General features: G+C 65.4%; 19 protein-coding genes and 3 tRNA genes. 10 read left to right on the top strand and 12 right to left on the bottom strand.

Annotated features, from left to right (window positions below; translation table 11 throughout):
- Positions 1-73: 73 nt before the first annotated feature.
- The 4 genes from GEU84_RS01735 (at position 74) to GEU84_RS01720 (ending at position 3,410) form a co-directional block, all read left to right on the top strand.
- On the top strand, positions 74-562 hold the full coding sequence (locus GEU84_RS01735) for a peroxiredoxin (RefSeq protein ID WP_152823768.1): 489 nt from the start codon (positions 74-76) through the stop codon (positions 560-562).
- A gap of 17 nt (positions 563-579) precedes the next feature.
- The gene (locus tag GEU84_RS01730) at positions 580-1,389 is read left to right on the top strand and encodes a ferritin-like domain-containing protein (RefSeq protein WP_152824084.1); all 810 of its coding nucleotides are present in this window, start codon (positions 580-582) and stop codon (positions 1,387-1,389) included.
- A 172-nt stretch (positions 1,390-1,561) separates the two neighbouring features.
- Positions 1,562-2,902, top strand: a complete 1,341-nt coding sequence (locus GEU84_RS01725) for a DUF5930 domain-containing protein (RefSeq protein WP_174539259.1) — start codon at positions 1,562-1,564, stop codon at positions 2,900-2,902.
- Positions 2,892-3,410: a bactofilin family protein gene (locus tag GEU84_RS01720; RefSeq protein ID WP_152823767.1), complete on the top strand. Its 519-nt coding sequence runs from the start codon at positions 2,892-2,894 to the stop codon at positions 3,408-3,410. Before GEU84_RS01725 ends, GEU84_RS01720 begins: the two co-directional genes overlap by 11 nt.
- Positions 3,411-3,547: 137 nt before the next feature.
- On the opposite strand, the gene prfB is transcribed toward GEU84_RS01720, so the two are convergent.
- Positions 3,548-4,675 carry a peptide chain release factor 2 gene (gene prfB / locus GEU84_RS01715; RefSeq protein WP_152823766.1) on the bottom strand — a complete coding sequence of 376 codons (1,128 nt, stop codon included), beginning with the start codon at positions 4,673-4,675 and terminating at the stop codon, positions 3,548-3,550.
- Between the two features lie 141 nt (positions 4,676-4,816).
- Complete coding sequence (locus GEU84_RS01710) at positions 4,817-7,375, bottom strand: penicillin-binding protein 1A (RefSeq protein WP_152823765.1); 2,559 nt, start codon at positions 7,373-7,375, stop codon at positions 4,817-4,819.
- A 114-nt stretch (positions 7,376-7,489) separates the two neighbouring features.
- Here GEU84_RS01710 and GEU84_RS01705 point away from each other — a divergent pair, with 114 nt between their 5' ends.
- A complete protein-coding gene (locus tag GEU84_RS01705; RefSeq protein ID WP_152823764.1) occupies positions 7,490-8,089 on the top strand; it encodes a class I SAM-dependent DNA methyltransferase in 600 nt (199 codons plus the stop codon).
- On the opposite strand, the gene GEU84_RS01700 is transcribed toward GEU84_RS01705, so the two are convergent.
- Entirely contained in the window at positions 8,079-9,368 is a 1,290-nt protein-coding gene (locus tag GEU84_RS01700; protein ID WP_338144740.1) for an N-acetylmuramoyl-L-alanine amidase, read from the bottom strand. The genes GEU84_RS01705 and GEU84_RS01700 overlap by 11 nt on opposite strands.
- 258 nt (positions 9,369-9,626) lie before the next feature.
- On the opposite strand from GEU84_RS01700, the gene GEU84_RS01695 reads away from it, so the two are divergent.
- The gene (locus GEU84_RS01695; RefSeq protein WP_152823763.1) at positions 9,627-10,379 is read left to right on the top strand and encodes a DsbA family protein; all 753 of its coding nucleotides are present in this window, start codon (positions 9,627-9,629) and stop codon (positions 10,377-10,379) included.
- A 6-nt stretch (positions 10,380-10,385) separates the two neighbouring features.
- Here GEU84_RS01695 and GEU84_RS01690 read toward each other — a convergent pair whose 3' ends face one another.
- Positions 10,386-11,618, bottom strand: coding sequence for an MFS transporter (locus GEU84_RS01690; RefSeq protein ID WP_174539258.1), 1,233 nt, complete (start codon positions 11,616-11,618; stop codon positions 10,386-10,388).
- 90 nt (positions 11,619-11,708) lie between these two features.
- Here GEU84_RS01690 and GEU84_RS01685 point away from each other — a divergent pair, with 90 nt between their 5' ends.
- Positions 11,709-12,611 (top strand): LysR family transcriptional regulator, encoded by a 903-nt coding sequence (locus GEU84_RS01685; RefSeq protein WP_152823761.1) that lies wholly within the window; start codon positions 11,709-11,711, stop codon positions 12,609-12,611.
- Positions 12,612-12,650: 39 nt separating this feature from the next.
- Here GEU84_RS01685 and ispG read toward each other — a convergent pair whose 3' ends face one another.
- The 4 genes from ispG to GEU84_RS01665 all read right to left on the bottom strand — a co-directional run bounded on the left by ispG (position 12,651) and on the right by GEU84_RS01665 (position 17,113).
- A complete protein-coding gene (gene ispG / locus GEU84_RS01680; protein ID WP_152823760.1) occupies positions 12,651-13,775 on the bottom strand; it encodes a flavodoxin-dependent (E)-4-hydroxy-3-methylbut-2-enyl-diphosphate synthase in 1,125 nt (374 codons plus the stop codon).
- 76 nt (positions 13,776-13,851) lie between these two features.
- Positions 13,852-15,072 carry a helix-turn-helix domain-containing protein gene (locus GEU84_RS01675; RefSeq protein ID WP_152823759.1) on the bottom strand — a complete coding sequence of 407 codons (1,221 nt, stop codon included), beginning with the start codon at positions 15,070-15,072 and terminating at the stop codon, positions 13,852-13,854.
- Between the two features lie 113 nt (positions 15,073-15,185).
- On the bottom strand, positions 15,186-16,409 hold the full coding sequence (gene hemA / locus GEU84_RS01670; RefSeq protein ID WP_152823758.1) for a 5-aminolevulinate synthase: 1,224 nt from the start codon (positions 16,407-16,409) through the stop codon (positions 15,186-15,188).
- Positions 16,410-16,543: 134 nt separating this feature from the next.
- Entirely contained in the window at positions 16,544-17,113 is a 570-nt protein-coding gene (locus tag GEU84_RS01665) for a 5-aminolevulic acid synthase (protein WP_152823757.1), read from the bottom strand.
- Positions 17,114-17,222: 109 nt separating this feature from the next.
- On the opposite strand from GEU84_RS01665, the gene GEU84_RS01660 reads away from it, so the two are divergent.
- Genes GEU84_RS01660 through GEU84_RS01650 form a run of 3 tightly spaced genes read left to right on the top strand, consistent with a single transcriptional unit; the run spans position 17,223 to position 19,341 of the window.
- Positions 17,223-18,593 (top strand): M20/M25/M40 family metallo-hydrolase, encoded by a 1,371-nt coding sequence (locus tag GEU84_RS01660; protein WP_152823756.1) that lies wholly within the window; start codon positions 17,223-17,225, stop codon positions 18,591-18,593.
- The gene (locus GEU84_RS01655; RefSeq protein ID WP_152823755.1) at positions 18,593-18,898 is read left to right on the top strand and encodes a hypothetical protein; all 306 of its coding nucleotides are present in this window, start codon (positions 18,593-18,595) and stop codon (positions 18,896-18,898) included. The genes GEU84_RS01660 and GEU84_RS01655 overlap by 1 nt, the downstream gene beginning before the upstream one ends.
- Entirely contained in the window at positions 18,898-19,341 is a 444-nt protein-coding gene (locus GEU84_RS01650) for a GNAT family N-acetyltransferase (protein ID WP_152823754.1), read from the top strand. Before GEU84_RS01655 ends, GEU84_RS01650 begins: the two co-directional genes overlap by 1 nt.
- 11 nt (positions 19,342-19,352) lie before the next feature.
- Here GEU84_RS01650 and GEU84_RS01645 read toward each other — a convergent pair.
- The 4 genes from GEU84_RS01645 to GEU84_RS01630 all read right to left on the bottom strand — a co-directional run bounded on the left by GEU84_RS01645 (position 19,353) and on the right by GEU84_RS01630 (position 20,818).
- Positions 19,353-19,429 (bottom strand) — tRNA-Asp (locus GEU84_RS01645).
- Between the two features lie 50 nt (positions 19,430-19,479).
- Positions 19,480-19,556 (bottom strand) — tRNA-Asp (locus GEU84_RS01640).
- A gap of 152 nt (positions 19,557-19,708) precedes the next feature.
- The gene (locus GEU84_RS01635; RefSeq protein ID WP_174539257.1) at positions 19,709-20,647 is read right to left on the bottom strand and encodes a pirin family protein; all 939 of its coding nucleotides are present in this window, start codon (positions 20,645-20,647) and stop codon (positions 19,709-19,711) included.
- A 95-nt stretch (positions 20,648-20,742) separates the two neighbouring features.
- Positions 20,743-20,818, bottom strand: a tRNA-Val gene (locus GEU84_RS01630).
- Positions 20,819-20,826: the final 8 nt, after the last annotated feature.

Raw genomic sequence — 20,826 nt, 5'->3', positions numbered from 1 at the left:
GGCTTGCCTTTATCTTTGGCCGAAGGCAACTAAAACACCACGCAGACACAGCATCTTGCGCAAGGAGCCGCCCATGACCACCGCCCTGATCCAAGGCCAGCCTTTTTCCGAAATGGGGCCCGCCCCCGATTTCACCCTGCCGCGCGACGGGGGCGAAAGCATCACCCTGTCGGCCCTGCGCCCGCAAAAGGTGGTGGTCTATTTCTACCCCAAGGACGATACCACCGGCTGCACGCTGGAGGCGCAGGAATTCACCGCCCGACTGGCCGATTTCACCGCAGCCGGGGCCACCGTCATCGGTATTTCCAAGGATTCGGTGAAAAGCCACGACAAGTTCTGCAAGAAATACGGCCTGTCGATCATCCTCGCATCGGACGAGAACGGCACGACCTGCGAAGATTACGGCGTCTGGGCCGAGAAAAGCATGTATGGCAAAACCTATATGGGGATCGAGCGCAGCACCTTTCTGGTGGATGGGTCCGGCAATCTGGCCCGCATCTGGCGCAAGGTGTCGGTCAAGGGCCATGTGGACGAGGTGCTGGCGGCGGTGCAGGGGCTTTGACCCTGACACTGGCTGAAATGGCGGTGCAGGTGCTGACCACCGCCGATGGCCGCGCGAAAACCGCGCTGTCGCGCCGCCATGCCGCCACATGGTTCGCCGCGCGGGCGGCGGGGCAAAGCCTGCCGGTCGGGCAGGCAAGCCCGCCCCCTCGCCCCGCCCGGCCTGAATCGCCTGCCCTGCTGGACCCGCGCGATGTGCCGCGCCGCCGCCCTGGATCACCCGAGGGGCGCGCAGCCCTGTTGCATGCCGTGGCGCATATAGAACTGAACGCGGTCGATCTGCACTGGGACATCATCGCGCGTTTCACCGATACGCAAATGCCGCCCGGGTTCTACGATGACTGGGTAAAGGCCGCAGATGAGGAATCGAAACATTTCAACCTGATGTGCGATTGCCTCGAATCCCATGGCAGCCATTATGGCGCGATGGCCGCGCATGAGGGCATGTGGCGCGCCGCCGAGGATACGGCGGATGACCTGATGGGCCGGCTGGCCGTGGTGCCCATGGTGCTGGAGGCGCGGGGGCTGGATGTGACGCCCGGCATGATCGCCATTTTCCGCAACGCGGGCGATGCGCAGGCCATCGCGGCGCTGGAAACCATCTATGCCGAGGAAGTGGGCCATGTGGCCTATGGATCGAAATGGTTCCATTTCCTGTGCGGGCGGCACGAACATGACCCGAAAGACCGGTTTCACGCGCTGGTGCGGCAGTATTTCCACGGCGCCCTGAAACCGCCCTTCAACGCCGAAAAACGCGCCGAAGCGGGCCTGCCCCCCGATTTCTACTGGCCGCTGGCCGAAGAAACCGCTGCGCGCCGCCGGGGTTGATCGGCAGGTTTTCGCCTATTTCGGCAGGGTTCCGCCGCTTCGCCGGGCAGATTGGTCAAATTTGTTGCGACCTTGCAGCCTGCTGGCATATCAGGACGAGGGGGATTGGGGACAAGGGCGCTGAGGTGCCGTGTGATCCGCGCCCTGAGCGAACTAACGAACAGGTAGCCCAGTGCTGACACGCCTCACCTATCGGATTCACACCGCCCTTGAGGGGATATTGCCGGAAAAGCGGCTTTACCTGAAATCCGACAGCGAGACGCGCTTCATCCGCCTGCGCCCTGCCACCCAACTGGCCGCCCTGATGGGCACCACGATGTTCGTGGGCTGGACGCTGGTGGCAAGCTCGATCATCCTGATGGACCAGATCGCCGCAGGCTCCACCCGCGACCAGACCGAACGCCAGCAGGCGCTGTATGAATCGCGGCTGAACGCGCTGTCCGCCGACCGCGACCTGCGGGCCGAAGAGGCGCTGCGCGCGCAGGAACGGTTCAACCTTGCGCTGGATCAGGTGTCGGACATGCAGGGCGAATTGCTGGCCTCCGAAGACCGCCGCAAGGAACTGGAAACCGGGATCGACGTGATCCAGGACACGCTGCGCCGCACCATCAAGGAACGCGACGCCGCCCGTGACGAGGCCGAGCGCATGACGCTGGCACTGGCCGCCGAAACCGGATCGGTGCGCACGGGTGATGAGCGCAGCCGCGATGCCATTGCCACGCTGGAGGTGCTGACCTCGGCGCTGGGTGCCACCGCGCAGCAGCGCGACGACATGGCCAGCGCCGCCCTTCTGGCCAAGGAACAGACCGAAACCGCGCAACTGGAAATCGAGGCGATGGAGGCGCGCAACGACGCGATCTTCACCAAGCTGGAAGAGGCCGTGACCGTATCCATGGCCCCGCTTGACCGGATGTTCCGCCAGGCGGGCCTGTCGCCCGACGCGCTGATCGACCAGGTGCGCAGCGGCTATTCCGGCCAGGGTGGCCCGCTGTCGCCGCTGACCCTTTCCACCAAGGGCGCGGCGATCAGCCCCGACGAGGCGCGCGCCAATGCCGTGTTGCAGTCGCTGGACCGCACCAACAGCTACCGCCTTGCCGCCATGAAACTGCCCTTCGCCATGCCGGTGAAAAGCGCCTTCCGTTTCACCTCGGGCTTCGGCTATCGCCGCGACCCAAAGGGCGCCGGCACCCGCATGCACAGCGGCACCGATTTTGCCGCCAGCCACGGCACCCCGATCTACACCACCGGCGACGGTGTGGTGATCAGCGCGGGCTGGGACAGCGGCTATGGCCAGGCCGTGCGCATCCGCCACGATTTCGGCGTCGAGACACTTTACGCCCATATGTCACGAATCCGCGTGGACGTGGGACAAAGGGTATCGCGCGGTGATCAGATCGGTGATATGGGCTCTACAGGCCGGTCCACCGGCACTCATCTTCACTACGAGGTCCATCAGGGGGGCAAGCCCACCAATCCGATGACCTTCATCAAGGCAGCGAACGATGTTTTCTAAAAGCAGAATCAACGAACCCGGCCCCAAGCAGGCCGAGGGCGACAAGAACAAGGCCCCCGACATGACGGCAACCAAGCCCGCGATGGACTATACCCCCAGCACGCCCAAGGTGAAGGCTGCGGCCTCGGTGCTGTCTTCGGATCTGACCGTGGTGGGCAACCTTCGCACCACCGGCGATATTCAGGTCGAAGGCACGGTCGAGGGTGACATCCGCGCGCATCTGTTGACCGTGGGCGAAAGCGCCACAATCCGGGGCGAGATCGTGGCAGATGACATCGTGGTCAACGGCCGGGTGATCGGCCGGGTGCGCGGGCTGAAAGTGCGCCTGACGTCGACCGCGCGGGTCGAGGGCGACATCATCCACAAGACCATTGCGATTGAATCGGGCGCGCATTTCGAAGGCTCGGTGCAGCGTCAGGAAGACCCGCTGGCCAATGGCAAGCTGGCGATTTCCGCACCGCCCGCGGCGATTGCCGCACCAGTGACACGGCCGATGGACGGCGTCTGATTTCAGCGACATCTGCATGACAAAGGGCACCCGCGGGTGCCCTTTTTGTTTGGTGGCCGAGGCCGCATCAGCCGGTCAGTTCGGGCATGCGGGGGTGCCCGCAAGGCAAGCGCAGCACAACCGCGACAGCCCCCGCCTTACCCTTCGGCGTTCGCCTCGGCCCGACTCTTGCCCGCCACATCCTGCGCCAGCGTGGCGGCCATGAACCGGTCAAGATCGCCGTTCAGCACCCCGTCGGTATCCGAGGTTTCCACCCCGGTGCGCAGATCCTTCACCATCTGGTAAGGTTGCAGCACATAGCTGCGGATCTGGTTGCCCCAGCCCGCATCGCCCTTGTTTTCATGCTGCGCGTTGATGGCCGCATTCCGCTTGTCCAGCTCCAGCTGATAAAGCCGCGCGCGCAGCGCGATCATGCAGGCTTCGCGGTTCTGGTGCTGCGATTTCATCGAGCTGGTCACGACGATATTGGTGGGCAGGTGGGTGATCCGCACCGCCGAGTCGGTGGTGTTGACGTGCTGGCCACCTGCCCCCGAGGAACGGTAGGTGTCGATGCGGATGTCACGGTCGGGGATGTCGATCTCGATATTGTCATCCACCACCGGATAGACCCAGACCGAGGAAAACGACGTGTGCCGCCGCGCAGCACTGTCATAGGGCGAAATGCGCACCAGCCGGTGCACGCCGCTTTCCGATTTCAGCCAGCCATAGGCATTGGGGCCGGAAATCTTGTAGGCGGCCGATTTGATGCCCGCCTCTTCGCCGTCGCTCATCGACTGCAATTCAACCTTGTAGCCCTTCTTTTCCGCCCAACGCACATACATACGCGCCAGCATCGAGGCCCAGTCGCAGCTTTCCGTCCCGCCTGCCCCGGCGTTCACTTCCAGAAAGGTATCGTTGCCATCGGCCTCACCGTCCAGCAGGGCCTCCAGTTCCTTGGCGCGGGCGGTTTCGACCAGCGCCTTCAGTGCCGCCTCGGCCTCGGCCACGATCTCGGCGTCACCCTCGGCCTCGCCCATCTCGATCAGTTCCACATTGTCGCGCAGGCCCGAGTCGATCAGCTTGTAGGTGGAAATTGCATCCACCAGCGCCTGCCGTTCGCGCATCAGTTTCTGCGCGCGGGCCGGGTCTGACCACAGGTTGCCATCCTCGATGATGGCGTTCATTTCCTCCAGCCGGTGCGGCGCGGTTTCCACATCCAGCCGCTGACCCAGCAGAGCCAGCGATTTGGCAATGGCATCCACATGATACTGGGTCTCGGTGCGCATCGGTGTCGGTCCTTGGTCTGTTCAGAGGCGGTAGATAGCGATTGGCCACGCTGCGGGCAAGATGGCGCAGGCGGCGCGCATCAGGCCCCTGCGGGCTTTCTTTGCTGGAAAGGGGATGCTGTCAGGCGGGGGCGGCCCGGGTCAATACAGCCCGCCCGAACTCAGCGTGCCGAAATCGGCCTTTTTCGGGATCACCTTGGTCTTGCCGCTGGCCGTGGTGACGGTGGCGGCGCCCTGCCCGTCATCCGTCTCGCCATAGGCGAAAAGCGGCAGGTTCGACCCCATGGCAAAGCCGCCATCCACCAGCGCGGCAATGCCAAAGATCGGGTCTTCGCCCTCGCGGAAATATTCGGCCACCACATTGGGGCCGCTGGCGTCATCGGGCAGCCGCGCGCCGCTGAAACGGTCGATCTTGATGAAATAGCCGCCCGGCGGCACCTTGAACGCCGTGCCGCCACGTTTCGCCACGGCCTTTTCCATGAAGCTCTGGAACACCGGCACGCAAAGCGTGCCACCAAAGGCCGATTCCCCCAGCGTGCGCGGCTGGTCGTAACCGATGTAGCAACCCGCCACGATGTTCGACGAATAGCCCACGAACCACACATCCTTGGCGTCGTTGGTGGTGCCGGTCTTGCCCGCCACCGGCACAGGCAGGTTGACGCCCGAGCCGGATCCGCGGATCACCACCCCCTCCATCATCGAGGTCAGCTGATAGGCGGTGATCGCATCCATCACCCGTTCGCGGTTGTTGTCGATGCGCGGCGTGGCACCGGGCGACAGCGTGGGCAGCGTGCAATCCTCGCAGATGCGCTGATCGTGGCGGTAAACGGTCTTGCCGAAACGGTCCTGCACCCGGTCAACCAGCGTGGGTTCCACCCGCTCGCCGCCATTGGCGAACATGGCGTAGCTGGCCACCATCTTCAGCAGCGTGGTTTCCTGCGCGCCCAGCGAATTAGCCAAGAGCGGGCTTAGCCGGTCATAGACGCCAAAACGTTCGGCATAGCCCGCGACCGTATCCATGCCGATTTCCTGCGCCAGACGCACGGTCATCAGGTTGCGCGACTGTTCGATCCCGGTGCGCAGCGGTGTAGGCCCGTAGAACTTGTTCGATGCGTTTTTCGGCGTCCACAAGCCCTGCGGGGTTTCGATCTCGATCGGCGCGTCGATGACGATGGTGGCGGGGGTGAACCCGCTGTCCAGCGCCGCCGCATAGACGAAAGGCTTGAAGCTGGAACCCGGCTGGCGCTGCGCCTGCGTGGCGCGGTTGAACACCGAATCCTGATAGCTGAACCCGCCCTGCATGGCGATCACCCGGCCGGTGTTCACGTCCATCGCCATGAAGCCACCCTGCACCTCGGGCACCTGGCGCAAAGACCAGCGGCGGAAACTGCCATCCTCGTCACTGGTGACGGCACGCACCAGCACCACATCGCCCACCGACACCAGATCGGATGCGGCATCGGCCCTTGGCCCCAGCCGGCCATCGGCCTGACGCTTGCGCGCCCAGGTCACATCCTCGGCGGGGATGAAATGGCCGTCCTCGTCTTCGTCCACCCCCTCGATGCCGATGCGAGCGTTGCTTTCGCCCAGTTCCAGCACCACCGCCGGATGCCAGCCCGCAATGTCGCGCGGGGCCCCGGTTTCGGCCAGCGCCGCGCGCCAATCCGCCTCGGAGGTCAGCCGGTCGGGCGCGATCACCAGTTTCGTGCCGCGCCAGACGCCCTGATTGCGGTCATAGCGCTCCAGCCCCTCGCGCAGGGCACGGGCGGCCTCGGTCTGCAATTCGGGGTCAACCGTGGCGCGGATGCTGAGGCCGCCACCGAAGAACTCTTCCTCGCCAAAGCTGCCCGACAGTTGGCGGCGGATTTCATCGGTGAAATAATCGCGCGGCTGCAACGTGTCGCGGAACGCCGGATAGTCGCCGTTCTGCACGGTCAACAGCGGCTTGGCCGTCTCGGCGGCTGCCACTTCCGGCGTGATGTAGCCATCCTCTGCCATGCGGTTCAGCACATAGTTGCGCCGCTCGGTCACACGCTCTTTTGCGCGCACGGGGTGGTATTGTCCCGGGGCCTGCGGCATGGCGGCCAGCATTGCCGCCTCGGCGGGCGAAAGATCGGCCAGCGTCTTGTTGAAATAGGTCTGCGCCGCCGCAGCCACACCATAGGAGTTCTGGCCGAGAAAGATCTCGTTCATGTAAAGCTCAAGGATCTTGTCCTTGCTCAGCGTTTCCTCGATGCGGGTCGCCAGGATGATTTCCTTGATTTTCCGTTCGCCGGTGCGATCACCCGACAGAAGGAAGTTCTTCATCACCTGCTGCGTGATGGTCGATGCCCCGCGCACGTTCTGGCCGCGCGACCGCACCGCCTCTATTGCCGCCGCCGCGATGCCGCGCGCGTCATAGCCTTTGTGGGTATAGAAATTCTGGTCTTCGGCGCTGATGAAGGCCTGTTTCACCAGATCGGGGATTTCCTCGATCGGGGCAAAGATCCGGCGTTCCTGCGCGAATTCGTCGATCATCCGGCCTTCGCCGTTGTAGATCCGGCTGATGGTGGGGGGCGTGTATTGCGCAAGGCTTTCATGGCTGGGCAAGTCGCGGGAATACATCCAGAAAATCGCGCCAACGGTCAGCGCGATGGCAAACAGCCCCAGCGTCAGCGCGGTGAAGATGGCCCCGAAGAAAGACCCGATGAACCTGAGCAAGACCAAAACCCCCGTTGCGCTGCGACCGACTTATAGTGAAGCTGGCCGCCAAGGTCAAAACCTCGCGGGCCGTGCCATGGCCGAAACCCGCGCATAGCACGGGGCTGTGAACGGATGACGACGCCGGATGACATCCTGCCCACCTATGAGGCGGTCGCCACCGGGTTTGACCGGCTGCGCGACCGCTCATTGTTCGAGGCGGGCTGGCTGGCGCGCATGCTGGCGCTGGCCCCGGGGCGGCGCGTGCTGGACCTGGGCTGCGGCACCGGGCGGCCCATCGCGCAGCATCTGGTGGCTGCGGGCGCGCAGGTGACGGGTGTGGATGGCGCGGCGGCGATGCTGGCGCTGTTCCGCCAGCATGTGCCGCAGGCAGATGCGCTGCTGGCCGACATGCGCGGGTTGCAGCTGGGGCGGCGGTTCGACGCGGTGCTGGCCTTTGACAGCTTTTTCCACCTGTCGCCTGCGGACCAGCGCCCGATGTTTGCCACCTTTGCCGCCCATAGCGTGCCGCGGGCAGTGCTGCTGTTCACCTCGGGCCCCCGCGCGGGGGAACCTGTGGGCGAAGTCGATGGTGCGCCGGTCTATCATGCCAGCCTCGACCCTGATGAGTATAGAATTCTGCTGGCCGAGGCAGGTTTCACCGTGCTGGATTTCGTTCCCGAAGACCCCCAATGCCGGGGCCGTTCGGTCTGGCTGGCTCAGTTCAGCGCCTGAGCAGTTCCGCCAGGGCCGCATCCTCGGCCGCCCAGGCCTTCAGCCCGTCGCGCAACGCACCCGCCATGTTTTCGCGCCAGGACTTGTCCTGCAACAGCACCAGGTCGCGCGGGGAAGACATGAAGCCAAGCTCCACCAGTATCGACGGAATATCCGGCGATTTCAGCACCGAAAACCCGGCGGCCTGCCGGGGGTGGCGGTGCATGCGAATCTCGGCCCCCTTGATCGCCGCCTCCAGCGCCAGCGCCAGCCGTTCGATGCGCGGGGTGGTTTCCGTGCGGGCGATGTCCATCAGCACCGAGGCCACCAGATCATCCTGTTCGGTCAGATCCACGCCTGACAGCAGATCGTCACGGTCATGCCGTTCGGCCAGCGCCGCACCTGCGGCATCCGACGCCTCGTCCGACAGGGTGTAAAGCGTGGCGCCCACCGCCTCGCCCTCGGCCAGGGCGTCGGCATGCAGCGACAGGAACATATGGGCATCGGCCTCATGCGCGATGGTGATGCGGGTTTCCAGCGGCACGAACACATCGTCATCCCGCGTCAGCACCACGCGAAAACCACCGTCGCGCAGCAGCACCTCTTTCAACTCGCGCGCGAAGCCCAGCATCAGATTGGCCTCGGTCAGCCCGTCGCGCTCTGCGCCAGGGTCGATGCCGCCATGCCCCGGGTCCAGCACCACGACCAGCGGGCCACCGCCCTGCGCCCGGGGCTCGGCGGTCAGCGCCGCAGGCGCAGTCCAGCCAGGCGGTTCGGGCAGCGCGGCTTTTGCGGCAAATTCCACCGGGTCGGCGGGGTCAAGACGGATCGTTACCCGCGCCTCGCCATCCGTGCCCATGCCGGCCTCGGCCACCAGATAGGGGCCGTCGAGTTCCAGCACCAGCCGCGACCAGCCGGGGCGGAACACACCCGCGCGCAGGGCCGTCACCCGGTCGCTGTCATTCTCCATCGCCGCGATGCCGGAAAAATCCACCTCGCGGAAATCCAGCACAAGGCGCGGCGGCTGATCGTGCACCCGCACCCGCCAGGGCACCGGCTGCGACAGCGCCAGTTCCAGCGCGATGCCGCCGCCACGGTCATCCACAAAGGAATCCGCCGCATCCAGCCGGGCCAAAGCCGACAGTTCCTGCGCGGGAACGCCCGCCAAAACATCCTCCTGCGCCGCGGATCCCTGCGCGGTGGCCTCCGGCACGGGAGAATCCGGAACAAGGGCCTCTTGCGCGGGGGCCGCAGCCGCCCGGCACAGCACCAGAAGCGCAAAGACCATTGCCCGCATCACCACCCGCCCCATGCCATGCCTTTGCGGCGACTATGCCCGCGCCTTGGGCCAAGGTCCATGCCCCGGCGGGGTCGGCGGGGCATCACAATGCGGCGAACGGGGCGGCGAACGGGCCGGACCGGGGTTGATCCGGGGCGCGCATGCCCGCTAGGCTTGCCGCGAGGCGACGGGTTGCAGAATCCGTCGCTTTGCCATGTTCATGGCCGCCACCCCGCCCCGCCCGGGCGGCCCATCCCGCAAACGCCCGGAGCCTGCATCATGACCCGCCTTTCCCTTGCCGCCCCCCTTCTGGCCGCACTTGCCCTGCCCTTGTCCTTCCCCCTTGCCGCGCAAGAAATGACGGATGACGAACGCACCGCATTTCGCGCCGAGGTGCGGGCCTATCTGCTGGAAAACCCCGAAGTGCTGATGGAGGCGATCGGCGTGCTGGAACAGCGGCAGGCCGCCGAACAGGTGAACGCCGATGCCCAGATGCTGCAAAGCAACGCGGATGAGATCTTCAACGACGGCGTAAGCTGGGTGGGTGGCAACCCCGATGGCGACATCACGGTGGTGGAATTCATGGATTACCGCTGCGGTTACTGCCGGAAAGCCTTTGAAGAGGTGGAGGAACTGGTGCGTTCCGATGGCAACATCCGCTTTGTCGTCAAGGAATACCCGATTCTGGGCGAACAGTCGGTGCTGGCCTCGCGCTTTGCCATTGCCGTGCTGCAAGTGGCGGGCAATGACGCCTACAAGCAGGCGCATGATGCACTGATGACGCTGCGCGGCGACGCGACGCCCGAGGCGCTGGCGCGGCTGGCCACCGATCTGGGGCTGGATGCGGCGGCGATCACCGCGCGGATGGACAGCGAAGAAGTAACAGAGGTTATCGCCGCCAATCAACTGCTGGCCGGAAAGCTGGCGATCAACGGCACGCCCAGTTTCGTGATCAACCAGACCATGCTGCGCGGCTATGTGCCGCTGGACGGCATGCGAACCATCGTCGCGGATCAGCGCAGCCGGGGCTGACCGGGCCTAGGCCTCGGCGGCGGTCGGGCGACGACGGTTCAGCACCGCCACGCCCAGCCCCGCCCCCAGCACGATCTGCGCCAGACCCAGCGCCTCGAACGTGCCCTGAAGCCCGAACGCCACCACCAGCGGTGCTGCCACCAGCGGCGCGGCAAACTGCCCCGCAAAGAACGCGGTCGTCAGCAGGCCCGAGGCGCGGCCACGCTGCGATGCGGGCACATGGCCCATGAAATAGGTGGTATAGTTCGGCATCGACGGCCCCATGCCCGCCCCCGCAATCAGCGTGCCGATCACCACGCCAGCCACGCCTCCGGCCTGCGAGATCACCACCATGCCCAGCCCCATCAGTGCGAACGACGCGGCAAAGATCGTCATCGGCCCGACAAAGCGGCGCAGCCAGCCATAAGACAGCGCCCCGGGCATCGAGGCCAGCGTCAGCGTGGCCATGATCGCGCCGATCAGGAACGTGTTGCTGACGCCCAACTGCTCCAGCAGAAACGGCATGCGGGTGGGCATCACATAGAAAATCGCCATGAACACGAAGGCCAGTGATCCGACAAAGGCGAAGATCGCCCAGGGAAAGGCCTCGGTCGTCTTTGCCCTGCCCTCGGCCCGGGCGGTGGCGCGGGTGGCGCGCAACTGCCGGGCATGCGGCGCCAGCATCACCAGCCCCAGCGCAGCAATCGGCAGCACCAGCAGATAGACGCTGAACGCCCCGCGCCAGTGCAGCGTGGCCAAAGCCCCGCCCAGCAGCATCACCACGATGCCGCCAAACGACATGGCCGCACCCTGGATGCCCATCATCCGCGCCCGCGCCGGGCCCTGCCACAGATCGGCCCCCCAGGCCATCGCCAGCGTCATCGTGCCCGCCACACCTGCGCCCAGCACCGCGCGGCCGAACAAAAGCTGCGGCAGCGTTTCGGCCCACAGCCCCGATGACCCGCCGATGGCGTAAAGCAGCGCCGCAGCAACCAGCAGCTTCTGGCGGTCCACCCGGTCGGCCAGCCAGCCCGCCAGCCCGGCGGTGAACACGATGGTCAGCGAGGGCAGCGTCAGTATCAGCCCGGTCAGCGTGTCGATTCCCGCAACATCGGCGAAATGCGCCTTCATCCCCGGCAGGGACGAGGCGATGGTGGCATTGGCCATGATCGTCATCGCGGCCAGCAGCAGCACCGCAACCGTCACCATCGGGCGGGGCATCGGCGCAATGGCGGCGGCGGGAATGGGCGGCTGCGACATGGGGTTCATCCTGAAAACGCTTGACCGCACCATGAGCCAGAGACAGGATAATGGACAAGACAGCCACTTACGAAAAGATAATCCCGAAACATGGACAATGACCTTGATCTTGCTGCCTTGCGCGCGTTTCGGGCGGTCGTGCGGGAGGGGTCCTTCTCGGGCGCGGCGCTGGTGCTGCGCGCGCCGAAATCCACCGTGTCAAAACGTGTCGCCGATCTGGAGGCCGATCTGGGCGTGCGGCTGATCGAACGCACCACCCGCCAATTGCGCATCACCGCCGAGGGCGAGGTGCTGGCCCTGCGCGCCGACCGGCTGCTGGGTGACGCGGATGACATTCGCCGCGCGCTTGGCGAACAGGGCGGCAGCGCGCGTGGCCATTTGCGCATCGCGGTGCCACCCGTGCTGGGCCATGTGCTGATCGGCACGATTGCCGCCCGCTTCCGCGCGCAATATCCTGATATCACGTTGGAAATCCATTTCCTTGACCGCACCCCCGACCTGCTGGAAGAGGGGTTTGATGGCTGCATCCGCTTTGGCCCGATGGACAATTCGGCACAGGTGGCGCGGCTGTTGCAGCATGGCCATGCGGTGCTGGCCGCAGCCCCCGGCCTGCCGGGGCTGGACAGCCTGCACCACCCGGCCGATCTGGATCACATGCCGCTGATCGGCATCGCCGCGCCCTGGGCCGCCGCCTGGCCGCTGGGCAATGGCGACCAAAGGGCAGAGGTTGCGGCCAAACCCGGCCTTGCGCTGGGGTCATTTCTGGCGGTGCGGGATGCGGCCGTGGCAGGCGCCGGGGTGGCCGTTCTGCCCTATCTGCTGGCCAAGCCGGAATTTGCGGCGGGCCGTCTGGTGCAGGTGTTACCGGGGTGGGAGACGCCGCGCAAGGGCCTCTATTTCGTCTATCCCACCGCGCAATCTGTGACGGCGCGGCTGCGGGTATTCATCGACCATATGGCTGGCGCGCTGAAAGGCTATGATACCGTGCGTTGAACTGCGGGCCAATCCTCTGCCCTGACGGGCGATGTCGCGCTATTCCGCTGCCTGCGCCGCTGTCGCCTCGATCTCGGCGGCCTTTTGTTCCACCAGTTCGACGATATGGTCGATCATGCCTTCGTTGCCCAGCTTGTGATGCTGCTTGCCCGCCAGATAGACCATGCCAGACCCGGCCCCGCCGCCGGTAAAGCCGATGTCGGTCATCAGCGCCTCGCCCGGGCCATTCACCACACAGCCGATGATCGACAGGCTGAGTGACGTGGTGACATGCGCCAGCCGGTCCTCCAGCGCCGCCACGGTCTTGATCACGTCAAACCCCTGACGCGCGCAACTGGGGCAGGAAATGATCGTGACGCCCCGGTGCCGCAGGCCAAGGCTTTTCAGGATCTCGAACCCCACCTTCACCTCTTCCACCGGATCGGCAGACAGGCTGACGCGGATCGTATCGCCGATGCCCATCCACAACAGGTTGCCCAGACCGATGGCCGATTTCACCGTGCCCGACACCAGCCCGCCCGCCTCGGTGATGCCCAGATGGATCGGCGCATCGGTGACATCGGTCAGTTGCTGATAGGCCGCCGCCGCCATGAACACATCCGACGCCTTCACCGAGATCTTGAATTCGTGAAAATCGTTGTCTTGCAATATCTTGATGTGGTCCATGCCGGATTCCACCATCGCATCCGGGCAAGGCTCGCCATATTTGTCCAGCAGGTGCCGCTCCAGCGACCCGGCGTTCACCCCGATGCGGATGGAACAGCCGTGATCCTTGGCGGCCTTGATCACCTCGCGCACCCGGCGCTCATCCCCGATATTGCCGGGGTTGATGCGCAGGCAGGCCGCGCCCGCCTCGGCCGCCTCGATTGCGCGTTTGTAGTGGAAATGGATGTCGGCCACGATGGGCACCGGGCTTTCGCGCACGATCTCGCGCAGCGCAGCCGTGCTTTCCTCATCGGGGGTGGAAATCCGCACGATATCGGCCCCGGCGATGGCGCAACGCTGCACCTGTTCCAGCGTGGCCGCCACGTCATGCGTCAACGTGTTGGTCATGGTCTGCACCGAGATCGGCGCATCGCCCCCCACGGCCACCTTGCCCACCATGATCTGACGGGATTTGCGGCGCATGATGTTGCGCCAGGGACGGACGGTGTTCAGCGACATGGGCAGGCCTCCGGGGTCGCCCCTTAGATAACCCGGCAAGGCCCGGTCATCAACCCGGCTGCGTCAAATGGTGGGGTCAGTCGGCCAGCGGCAGCGTGGCGGCGGCACTGGCATCTGCCACCGGCACCAGTTCACCCAAGGCGGGATCAGCCTCCAGATCGGCCAGCTGGAATTTCTCTTTCAGCGCGTCGGGCGACAGGGCCACGTTCTTGACCACCTGCGCGCCGGGGGCGGCGGGGCCATAGGTTTCGCCATTCACCGCGAAATAGACCGAACCGGAATTGCCCGCACGCAGCAGCGCCGGCTCTTCCATCTGCGGCACGACGTAACGTTCACCCGCATCAAGGATTTTTTCGAACAGCACCGTGCCATCCGCCGATTGAACCCGCACCCAGGACGGGCGCACGGCCAAAAGCTCGACCGCAGGGGCACCAGCCTCGACCACCTGCACGGCATCGGCGGCGGGGGCTTCGGCAGCGGGCGCGGCCGCAGCCACGGTTTCGGCCACCGCACCGGCGCGCGGGTTGATCGCCGCAATCGGCCCATCGCGCGACACCAGCACCGGCACATCCAGCGCCTGCGCCTGCGGGCGATAAAGCCGCCCCATCAGATCGGGGGCTGCGGGCTGTGCGTCAGCCACCACGGTATCTGTCGTTTCCGATGCAGGGGCAGACCGCACCAGAGGCGGCTCGCCCGAGACATTGCCCAAGGGATCAATCTCGGCCACCACCACCGGGGCCTGATCCACCGGGGCCAGTTGCACGCGCTGCACCTCTTGCAGCACCGACCAGCCGCCATAGCCCATGGCCCCGATCAGCGCGATCAGAACCAGAACCGAGCCGACAGCCCCGGGTTCGATCTGCGCGAACATGCTTTGGCCGCGCGGCACGAAGCTGGCATTCGGGTTGGCCAGCGGGTCGCTGAAATCGGCCTGCTTGGCCCGTGCCGCCGTCAGCCGTGCGGGCGAGGCCGCCGCAGACATGCCATGCGCCAGGGTGAAATTCGCCTCGACGCAGAATTTCTGATAGGCCCAATCGGGGTCCATGCCCAGATAGCGGGCATAGGACCGGATGTAACCCGCCACGAAACCCTGGGTTTCAAAGGCGGAAACATCGCAGTTTTCGATGGCGGCGATATAGGTGGCCTTTATTTTCAGTTCGCGCTGCACGTCCAGCAGGCTTTTGCCCATGGTCGCGCGTTCGCCACGCATCAGGTCGCCCAACCGCAGTTCGAAATCGTCAAACCCCTTGGGTTTGTCGGTTTCTGCCGTCGAAGGTGCCGTCCTCCGCCAGATCATGCGCTATGCCCGTCCCTGCCCCAGATCGCCCGAGTCGCTCTGCCGTCGACTCATATGCGTGCTATTTGGCAAAAGCTAGCACAGGGCAAGGGCCTTTGCATCCGCAGAAGCGGTCAGGCCGACACCTCGGCGCGATTCAGCGCACAATGTTTCCAAAGCGCATCCATGGCGCGCACCAGATGGTCGATCTGCCCGGAATCGTGCACCGGCGAGGGGGTGAAGCGCAGCCGTTCGGTGCCGCGCGGCACGGTGGGATAGTTGATCGGCTGCACATAGATACCATAGTGATCCAGCAGCATGTCGGACAGCATCTTGCAATGAATGGGGTCGCCCACATGCACCGGCACAATATGTGACCCATGGTCGATGATCGGCAGGCCCAGCCCCTTCAGCCGCAGCTTCAGGATCCGCGCCTTGGACTGGTGCTGTTCGCGCAGGTCATGGTCGGTTTTCAGATGCCTGACCGAGGCCGCAGCGCCCGCCGCAATCGCGGGCGGCAGCGACGAGGTAAAGATGAATCCGGGGGCATAGGACCGCACCGCATCGACCATTTTCGCACTTGCAGCAATATAGCCGCCCATCACGCCGTAAGCCTTGGCCAAGGTGCCGTTGATCACATCTATGCGCTGCGACAATCCGTCGCGCTCGGCCACGCCGCCGCCACGCGGGCCGTAAAGCCCCACGGCATGCACCTCGTCGATATAGGTCAGCGCGCCGAACTCTTCGGCCAGATCGCAGATTGCGCCGATGGGGCCAAAATCGCCATCCATCGAATAGACCGACTCGAAGGCTATTAGCTTGGGCGTTGCCGGATCATCCGCCGCCAGCAGTTCGCGCAGATGCGCCACGTCATTGTGCCGGAACACCCGTTTCGCCCCGCCGTTGCGCCGCACGCCCTCGATCATCGAGGCATGGTTCAGCGCGTCGGAATAGATGATCAGGCCGGGGAACAGCTTTGGCAGCGTCGAAAGCGTGGCGTCATTGGCGACATAGGCCGAGGTGAACACCAGCGCCGCCTCTTTGCCATGCAGATCGGCCAGTTCAGCCTCCAGCCGCTTGTGATATACCGTGGTGCCCGAGATGTTCCGCGTGCCGCCCGAACCTGCGCCCGCAGCATCCAGCGCCTCGTGCATCGCGGCCAGAACCGCCGGGTGCTGGCCCATGCCCAGATAATCATTGCCGCACCAGACGGTGATCGGCGCCTCGGACCCATCCGGCTTGCGCCATGTGGCCTGCGGAAAGGCCCCGGCCCGCCGTTCGATGTCGATGAAGGTGCGGTAGCGCCCTTCGTCATGCAGGCGGTTCAAGGCGGCGTCCAGCGCCAGATCGTAGTTCATGCCATTCTCCCTGACACCCGGAACCCGGGCAGGCTGGGGTGGCCCGAAGGCCGGTATGCCTGATTAAGCAGCAGCGCGCCAAGAAGGAACAGGGCAATTTGCCGCCCCACCCGCCGGCCCCTGCGAAAGTCGCATCAATCGGCGATCACCACCGCGCAATCGGCGGCGGGCGGGCTGGCCTTGGCGGCGCAATCGGCAATGGCTGCATCTGCGGCAGAATCGCCCTTGCCCAGCCCCCACAGCCCCGTGCTGGCCGAAACCGCCAGCGCGCGCGGGCCGCTGCGGCCGTAATCGGCAAAGCCCTCGGTCGCGGCTGCCGACAGTTGCAGGGGCTGCGCCTGCCAGCCCTCGGGGCGGATCAGCGCCACCACGGCGCAAGGCGTTGCGCCCTGCCGTTTCGCCTCGCATCCCGCCAAGGCCGCGCGTTCTGCCGCCTCGGTCTCGTGGTAATTGGCCGCCGCCACCGTCGCCTCGACCATCAGGCCTTCATCGGGTGACACGGCGATGGCACCGTAATAGGGCTGCTGCGCACCCACTGCGGCCAGCAGGGCCGCCTGATCTTCAGGCAGAAAATCCTGCGGCAGCAGTTCCACCACCGCCCCCGTGGCCGGAAAAAGCAGGGTCCGCGCCGTCTTGCCATCCACCGCCTGCGCCTGGGCGGCACCTGCCGCCAGAACCGCCATCAGCCCACCGATTGCCCGCATTTTCGCCTCCTGCACAGCACAGGGCCACAGTTTACCCTGCGCCGCCGCCTCTGGACAGTGGGTCGGCACCTGTTACCCTTGGTCAGCAAATCACAAAATGGAGTGAATGATGTCGCTGGACGCCGTGCTGCACCGGATCGACGCCACCCTGCCCGAGGCGATGGACCGCCTGTTCGCCCTGCTGCGCATCCCGTCAATCTCTACCGACCCCGCGTTCAAGCCCGATTGCGACCGCGCGGCCGACTGGCTGGTGGATGAACTGAACAGCCTTGGGTTTGACGCCTCCAAGCGGGTGACGCCCGGGCATCCGATGGTGGTGGCGCATTCGCAGGGCGACGGGCCGCGCACGCTGTTCTATGGTCACTACGACGTGCAGCCGGTGGATCCCCTCAGCCTGTGGGACCGCGACCCCTTTGATCCGGCGATCGAGGACACGGCCAAAGGCCTGGTGATCCGCGCGCGCGGATCGTCGGATGACAAGGGCCAGTTGATGACCTTCATCGAGGCCTGCCGCGCGTTCAAAGAGGTGACGGGCACCCTGCCCGGCCCGATCACGATTTTCCTTGAGGGGGAGGAGGAATCAGGCTCGCCCTCGCTGGTGCCGTTCATGCAGGCCAACAAGGAAGAGCTGACCTGCGACGTGGCGCTGATCTGCGACACCGGCCTGTTCGAATCCACCGCGCCCGCCATCGTCACCATGCTGCGCGGCCTCGCCTCGGCGCAGTTCACCATCCACGGGCCGAACAAGGATCTGCATTCGGGCATGTATGGCGGCGCGGCAATCAACCCCAACCGGGTGATGACGCGCATCCTTGGCCGGTTGCATGACGATCAGGGCCGCGTCACGGTGCCCGGGTTCTATGACGGGGTCAAGGAACTGCCCGAGCATATCCGCGCGCAATGGCAAAGCCTGGCTTTTGACCATGCCAAATTCCTGGGCGATGTGGGCCTGTCGGTGCCAGCGGGTGAACAGGACCGCACGCCTTTGGAAATGATCTGGTCGCGGCCCACGGCGGAAATCAACGGCATGTGGGGCGGCTATACCGGGGCCGGTTTCAAGACCGTGCTGCCCGCCGAGGCGCATGCCAAGGTCAGCTTCCGCCTTGTGTCGGAGCAGGATCCCGATGCCATTGTCGCGGCCTTCCAGACATGGGTGACAGATCAGTTGCCCGCCGATTGCCGCGTGGAATTCCACGATGTCGGCGGATCGCCCGCGGGCCAGATGCAGATCACCCATCCCGCATTCGAGCAGACCCGCGCGGCATTGACCGAGGAATGGGGCCGTGCCGCATCCTATGTGGGCTGCGGCGGGTCCATTCCCATCGCGGGCTATTTCAAGACCGTGCTGGGCATGGATGCGCTGCTGGTGGGCTTTGGCAAGGATGATGACCAGATCCACAGCCCGAATGAGAAATATGATGTGGAAAGCTTCCACAAGGGCATCCGGTCCTGGGCGCGGGTGATTGCCCGGATGATGTGATGGCGGCCTGCCACAGCATCCTCAGCACCCTGCCGCCCGCAGCACTGGCCGAACGGCTGGCCACGCTGCGGGCCGCGCATCCGGGGTGGGATGCGGCGGTATGGTTCAGCCGGGTGATACCGGCCAGCGATGCCGGCCCCCTGCCAGGTGCAAAATCCACCGCCAGCTATTGCTGGCAGAAAGACCCAGATCTGTTCGGGGTCTTTGCCCGCGCCATTCCCGCCGCCCTGCATGCCGCATTTCCCTCTGCCAGCCTGTTGCTGATCGACGAGGACGGCACCGGCGAACCCATCCCGAGGCCCTGATGACCCACGACATCCGCGATGCGACCGCCGCCGACGAATCCGCCTTTCGCCGCCTCTGGGCGGAGTATCTGGCGTTCTACAACGTCACCCTGCCACACGAGGTGACGGCGCAGACCTGGGCGCGAATCCTTGACCCCGCATCGCCGCTGACCGCCCGTCTGGCGGTGGTGCAGGGGCGGGTGCTGGGTTTTGCGCTGCACCACAACCATATCAGCACCTGGGGGCTGGGCGATGACGGCTATCTGGAGGATCTGTTCCTGACCGCCGATGCCCGGGGCTTCGGCCTTGGCCGGGCGCTGCTGGATGATCTGGTGGCGATCAGCCGCGCAAAGGGCTGGGCGCGGCTTTACTGGATGACCAGCGAAACCAACCACACAGCGCGCAAACTCTATGACCGCTATGCGCTGGCCGATGACCATGTGCGCTACCGGATCAGATTATGAAGGGGGGAAACTGGCGCGGTTGACGGGGCTCGAACCCGCGACCCTCGGCGTGACAGGCCGATACTCTAACCAACTGAGCTACAACCGCGCATTTCCGTGACCCAGCAGGGTCAAGACGTTCGGGCGATCCGGGGGCGATGGCGAGGTTGACGGGGCTCGAACCCGCGACCCCCGGCGTGACAGGCCGATACTCTAACCAACTGAGCTACAACCCCGCGTCGCCGCCCGGATCATCGCCCGAACGTGCGGTCGTATTACGGAAGCCCGCAGGCGGCGTCAAGCGCCCTCGGGCAGATTTATCGCCACCCGCCGTTTTCATCCGGCGGGTGCGTGTCTTACCCCGGGCATCAGGTTTTGGGGGCCGGGCCTACCGCTCGGGTGCCGGAACGAACTCGGCATCGTCGTTTGGCGGCAGGCGGAAACGGCCATGCGCCCAGTCGCCCGCGCGCCAGGCCTCTTTGGCCGCATCAATGCGGTCTTTGCTGGAGGCGACGAAGTTCCACCAGATATGCCGCGGCCCGTCCATCGTGGCACCGCCCAACAGCATCATGCGCGCGCCTTGATCGCCAGCCCGCAGCGAAATCCGGTCGCCCGGGCGGAACACCAGCATCCGCCCCTCGGCATAGGTTTCGCCCGCCACGGTGACAGACCCGGCCAGCACATAGGCCCCGCGATCCTCATGCTCGTCGGGCAGCGGAATCGCCGCACCCGCCGCAAGCACCGCGTCGGCATAGAAAATCTCGGACGGGGTTTCCATTGGCATCCGTTCGCCCCAGGCGTGCCCCAGCACCAGCCGCACCGATTTGCCCTCACCTTCCAGCAGCGGCAGGTCAGCGCGGGCGACATGGGTAAACGCGGCCCCGTCATCCTCGCGGTCTTTCGGCAGCGCCACCCAGGTCTGCAATCCGAACAGCCCGTGCGGCGCGTTGCGGATAGGGCCATCCATCCGTTCGGAATGGGTGATGCCCTGCCCCGCCAGCATCCAGTTCACCGCCCCCGGCTCGATCCACTGGTCGGTGCCCAGGCTGTCGCGGTGGTGGATGCGGCCCTTCATCAGATAGGTGACAGTGGCCAGCCCGATATGCGGATGCGGGCGCACGTCGATGCCCTGCCCGGTCAAGAATTCGGCCGGGCCCATCTGGTCGAAGAAAATGAACGGCCCCACCATCTGCCGCGCGGCCGAGGGCAGCGCGCGCCGCACCTCGAAGCCGCCCAGATCACGGGCGCGCGGCACGATTACGGTTTCGATCGCGTCCACGGCATCGCCAAGCGGAATGTCGGGGTCAAGTGCGGGGTTCCAGCTCATCAGGGCCTCCTTTCGGTTTGGCCCAAGCATACCACTCTGCACCCGCGCGCAAATACCCACCTGCGCGAAACTCTTGTGCATCTGTGCAAGGTGAATGGTGGGTCGTGACGGACTCGAACCGCCGACATCTTCGGTGTAAACGAAGCGCTCTACCAACTGAGCTAACAACCCGCTGCGGG

This window comes from Fertoeibacter niger, from assembly GCF_009380135.2.
Lineage (GTDB): Bacteria > Pseudomonadota > Alphaproteobacteria > Rhodobacterales > Rhodobacteraceae > Fertoeibacter > Fertoeibacter niger.
Note: the sequence above shows the minus strand (reverse complement) of the source record. Positions and strands in the feature narration are given on the sequence as shown.

Excerpts from the sequence above, each read along its gene's own strand:
- prfB (WP_152823766.1), bottom strand. The coding sequence starts at position 4,675 with ATGCGCACCGAGACCCAGTATCATGTGGATGCCATTGCCAAATCGCTG.
- GEU84_RS01675 (WP_152823759.1), bottom strand. The coding sequence starts at position 15,072 with ATGATCTGGCGGAGGACGGCACCTTCGACGGCAGAAACCGACAAACCC.
- hemA (WP_152823758.1), bottom strand. The coding sequence starts at position 16,409 with ATGAACTACGATCTGGCGCTGGACGCCGCCTTGAACCGCCTGCATGAC.
- GEU84_RS01705 (WP_152823764.1), top strand. The coding sequence starts at position 7,490 with ATGACGACGCCGGATGACATCCTGCCCACCTATGAGGCGGTCGCCACC.
- GEU84_RS01650 (WP_152823754.1), top strand. The coding sequence starts at position 18,898 with ATGACCCACGACATCCGCGATGCGACCGCCGCCGACGAATCCGCCTTT.
- GEU84_RS01635 (WP_174539257.1), bottom strand. The coding sequence starts at position 20,647 with ATGAGCTGGAACCCCGCACTTGACCCCGACATTCCGCTTGGCGATGCC.
- GEU84_RS01660 (WP_152823756.1), top strand. The coding sequence starts at position 17,223 with ATGTCGCTGGACGCCGTGCTGCACCGGATCGACGCCACCCTGCCCGAG.
- GEU84_RS01690 (WP_174539258.1), bottom strand. The coding sequence starts at position 11,618 with ATGTCGCAGCCGCCCATTCCCGCCGCCGCCATTGCGCCGATGCCCCGC.
- GEU84_RS01665 (WP_152823757.1), bottom strand. The coding sequence starts at position 17,113 with ATGCGGGCAATCGGTGGGCTGATGGCGGTTCTGGCGGCAGGTGCCGCC.
- GEU84_RS01655 (WP_152823755.1), top strand. The coding sequence starts at position 18,593 with ATGGCGGCCTGCCACAGCATCCTCAGCACCCTGCCGCCCGCAGCACTG.
- GEU84_RS01685 (WP_152823761.1), top strand. The coding sequence starts at position 11,709 with ATGGACAATGACCTTGATCTTGCTGCCTTGCGCGCGTTTCGGGCGGTC.
- GEU84_RS01735 (WP_152823768.1), top strand. The coding sequence starts at position 74 with ATGACCACCGCCCTGATCCAAGGCCAGCCTTTTTCCGAAATGGGGCCC.
- GEU84_RS01730 (WP_152824084.1), top strand. The coding sequence starts at position 580 with ATGGCGGTGCAGGTGCTGACCACCGCCGATGGCCGCGCGAAAACCGCG.
- GEU84_RS01720 (WP_152823767.1), top strand. The coding sequence starts at position 2,892 with ATGTTTTCTAAAAGCAGAATCAACGAACCCGGCCCCAAGCAGGCCGAG.
- ispG (WP_152823760.1), bottom strand. The coding sequence starts at position 13,775 with ATGTCGCTGAACACCGTCCGTCCCTGGCGCAACATCATGCGCCGCAAA.
- GEU84_RS01695 (WP_152823763.1), top strand. The coding sequence starts at position 9,627 with ATGACCCGCCTTTCCCTTGCCGCCCCCCTTCTGGCCGCACTTGCCCTG.